General features: G+C 54.1%; 4 protein-coding genes. 3 read left to right on the top strand and 1 reads right to left on the bottom strand.

Annotation, left to right across the window (positions count from 1 at the left end):
• The 3 genes from ACO0LO_RS28885 to ACO0LO_RS28875 all read left to right on the top strand — a co-directional run.
• The coding region (locus ACO0LO_RS28885) for a cupin domain-containing protein (protein WP_422969982.1) at positions 1-691 on the top strand (691 nt) is incomplete at its 5' end.
• Between the two features lie 240 nt (positions 692-931).
• Entirely contained in the window at positions 932-1,726 is a 795-nt protein-coding gene (locus ACO0LO_RS28880; protein WP_422969980.1) for an ABC transporter permease, read from the top strand.
• Entirely contained in the window at positions 1,723-3,021 is a 1,299-nt protein-coding gene (locus tag ACO0LO_RS28875) for an ABC transporter ATP-binding protein (RefSeq protein WP_422969978.1), read from the top strand. The genes ACO0LO_RS28880 and ACO0LO_RS28875 overlap by 4 nt, the downstream gene beginning before the upstream one ends.
• Before the next feature lie 38 nt (positions 3,022-3,059).
• On the opposite strand, the gene ACO0LO_RS28870 is transcribed toward ACO0LO_RS28875, so the two are convergent.
• The coding region (locus tag ACO0LO_RS28870; protein ID WP_422969976.1) for a glycosyltransferase at positions 3,060-3,391 on the bottom strand (332 nt) is incomplete at its 5' end.

The following is a 3,391-nucleotide window of genomic DNA, read 5'->3' as shown; positions in this document are numbered from 1 at the left end:
TTATGCGGTGATGGAAAAGCTGCCCAAGGCCACCGAACTGGGCATCGCCGGCTGCGTGGTGCCGTTTGATGCGGGCTGGTCGGATGTCGGAGCCTGGGATGCGGTATGGCAGGTGTCCGCCAAGGATGCGGATGGCAATGCGCTGCAGGGCGATGTAATGATGGAAGATTCGCGCAACTGCCTGGTGGTGTCGGATAGCCGCCTAGTGGCCTGCCTGGGGCTGGAAGATGTGATCGTGGTGGAAACCCCGGATGCGGTGCTGGTGACCAACAAGAGCAATACGCAAAACATCAAGCGCATCGTCAGCCGCCTGCGGGAGGGCAACTATGCGCAGGCGGACAACCATCGCAAGGTATACCGGCCCTGGGGGCATTATGATTCTGTCGATAGCGGCGAGCATTTCCAGGTCAAGCGCATTGTGGTCAAGCCCGGTGGACGCCTGTCCATGCAGATGCATCATCACCGCGCCGAACACTGGATCGTGGTCAGCGGAACAGCCGTTGTAACACGAGGTGAAGATACGATGACTCTAGTTGCCAACCAGTCCACTTACATTCCGCTGGGTGTCAAGCACAGACTGGAAAATCATGGCGAAGTAGACTTGGAACTGATTGAAGTCCAGTCAGGGGCCTATTTGGGAGAGGACGATATCGTCCGCTTTGACGATATTTACGGCAGGGTCGCTGGCTAACAAGAGCTCATCCCCTAAAGGTATTCGAGTCTCTTTCAAATGCTGCCGCTCCCGAAGAAGTGGCAGCATACTTACAATTTCATGACATTTGCAATCATTCCTTGGGCTAACATTACGCCTATAATTGCGGGCTAGTCCGTTTTTCCCGGCACATCAGGCAAAGAGCCTGCATATTCGATCTTGTTGCATCAGCTTCTCTGGGCGATCAGGCCATCAACAACACGAAAGCATTGATACCTTTTGAAAGCCTTACTTCTTTCCATCTGGCGTTATCGCCATTTTATCGTTTCCTCCATCAAGGCGGAATTTCGCGGACGTTTTGCACGCAGCAAACTTGGTGCACTATGGATGATTTTAAACCCGTTGGCACAGGCGACGATTTTTGCGTTGGTGCTATCGGAAGTCATGGGTGCGCGGCTGCCGAACGTCGACAATAAAGCCGCTTATGCCATCTATCTGATGGCCGGCACTGCAGCCTGGGGCTTGTTTTCAGAAATTATGAATCGTTGCACCACCGTGTTCATCGACTATGCCAACACGCTGAAAAAAATTGCCTTTCCGCGCCTGTGCCTGCCACTGATCGTGGGCGGCAGTGCGCTGCTGAATCACCTGCTGCTGCTGGTAGCCATCGCGGTAGTATTTCTATTTTTCGGCCATTATCCCAACGCTGCATGGCTGGTGCTACCGCTAGGAATAGCAATGATTGTCATGTTCGCGTTTGGCCTGGGTATCCTGCTGGGCCTGATGAATGTATTTTCCCGCGACATAGGGCAGGTGCTGGCAATCGTGTTGCAGCTATGGTTCTGGTTCACTCCCATCGTCTATACAGCGGATACCCTGCCGAAACAATATAGCCATGTGCTGGCTCTCAATCCTATGGCTCCCATCGTCAAGATTTATCAAGGCGCCATGCTGTACGGAAAACTGCCTGACTGGCATAGCCTGATAACGCCGTTTTTACTGGCAGCAGGCTTGTTCCTGTTTTCTTTCTGGATTTTCCGGCGCGCCAGCGCCGACCTGGTGGACGCTTTATGAATCAAGCACTGATAACAGAGACGCCAGCGCAGGTAGTATTGCGCGTGGATCAGGTGAGCAAGTGCTACACCAAATTTGGAGGCGTTTTTTCTCGTTTGGCGCACTGGGCCGGCCTCCCAGCGCGCGTACGCCATGAATACTGGGCGAATCGCGATATCAGCTTCAGCATTCTCGCCGGCCAGGCGGTGGCCATTATCGGCCAGAATGGCGCCGGAAAAAGCACTTTGCTAAAGATGATCACGGGTACCGTGCGGCCAACCTCCGGCAGCATAGGCGTCACCGGACGTATTAGTGCCATGCTGGAACTCGGCCTGGGTTTTAATCCCGAGTTTACCGGCCGCCAGAATGCGTACATGGCAGGCGGATTAATGGGCTTCAGCAGCACGCAACTGGACGGACTGATGGCCGGCATTGAAGAGTTTGCAGAAATTGGCGAATTCTTCGACCAGCCGCTGCGTGTTTACTCCAGCGGCATGCAAGCGCGGCTGGCATTTGCCGTCGCTACCGCGGTAAGGCCGGATGTCCTGATCGTCGATGAAATATTGTCAGTCGGCGACAGCTATTTCCAGCATAAAAGTTTTGACCGCATACGCCAGTTCAAGCAACAAGGCACCTCCATTATCCTCGTGACCCACGGAATGGGCGACGTACGCAGCCTGTGCGACCAGGTGATCCTGCTGGACAAGGGCAAGGTGCTCAAACAAGGGGCACCCGATGAAATCGTAGACTACTATAATGCCCTGCTGGCGGAAAAGGAAAATTCCAAACTCCGTGTTGAACAGAATCGCAACGAAGAAGGCTGGCTGCAAACACGCTCCGGCAACGGCGCTGCCGGAGTCAGCAAACTGCAATTGCAAGACAAGGCTAGTGGACAATCGCTTGCTGCCGCCCACGTCGGACAGACAGTAGAATTGGTATGTGAAGTAAAAATCAGCGCAGACATCCCGGAATTAGTGCTCGGCTTCATGTTGCGCGACAAGCAAGGCAGTGTCATCTGGGGCAGCAATACCTGGCATGCAGATCAGGTCCAACATGACTTGCGCGCCGGCGATACACTGGAATTCCGGCTGCCGTTCGACTGCACACTGGGACCCGGCTCTTATTCAGTGACAACGGCGCTGACCAGGGGGGAAACTCACCTGGATGAAAATTTTGAGTGGTCGGATAATTTATTGGTATTTGACGTAGTCAACGTCGACAAAACTATTTTTATTGGCAGCTCCTGGCTGCAAGGCGAATTTTCTGTAGAACACAAATCAAAGTCAGCGCCTCAGGATTTACAAACACAAATTTAGCAGTAAAAATAATGGGCACCCTGAGCGCCCATTATTGTTTATACCGAACTGACCTGCGCGCTTCTTCCGGCAGCATCCTCCAGCACCCGCTGATACAAGCCCACATAACCCCGCGCCATCTGCTCCGACGTGAACAAGGTCTGGTAGCGTTCATACGCGCGTTTGCCCATCTCTTCCGCCCTTTGCGGGTGATTCCACAGGTATTGCATGGCATTGCGCAAGGCGGCCGGATCATTGGGCGGCACCACCAGCCCGGTCTGGTCGGCCAGGTTGATGTAGGTGGTGCCGGTGCCGATCTCGCTGGAGATCATCGGTTTGCCGAACATGGCGCCTTCCAGCAGTGAGATGCCGAAGGCTTCGGAACGCAGGT

The sequence above is a fragment of the Undibacterium sp. TJN25 genome, from assembly GCF_049339885.1.
GTDB lineage: Bacteria > Pseudomonadota > Gammaproteobacteria > Burkholderiales > Burkholderiaceae_D > Undibacterium.
Note: the sequence above shows the minus strand (reverse complement) of the source record. Positions and strands in the feature narration are given on the sequence as shown.

Excerpts from the sequence above, each read along its gene's own strand:
- ACO0LO_RS28875 (WP_422969978.1), top strand. The coding sequence starts at position 1,723 with ATGAATCAAGCACTGATAACAGAGACGCCAGCGCAGGTAGTATTGCGC.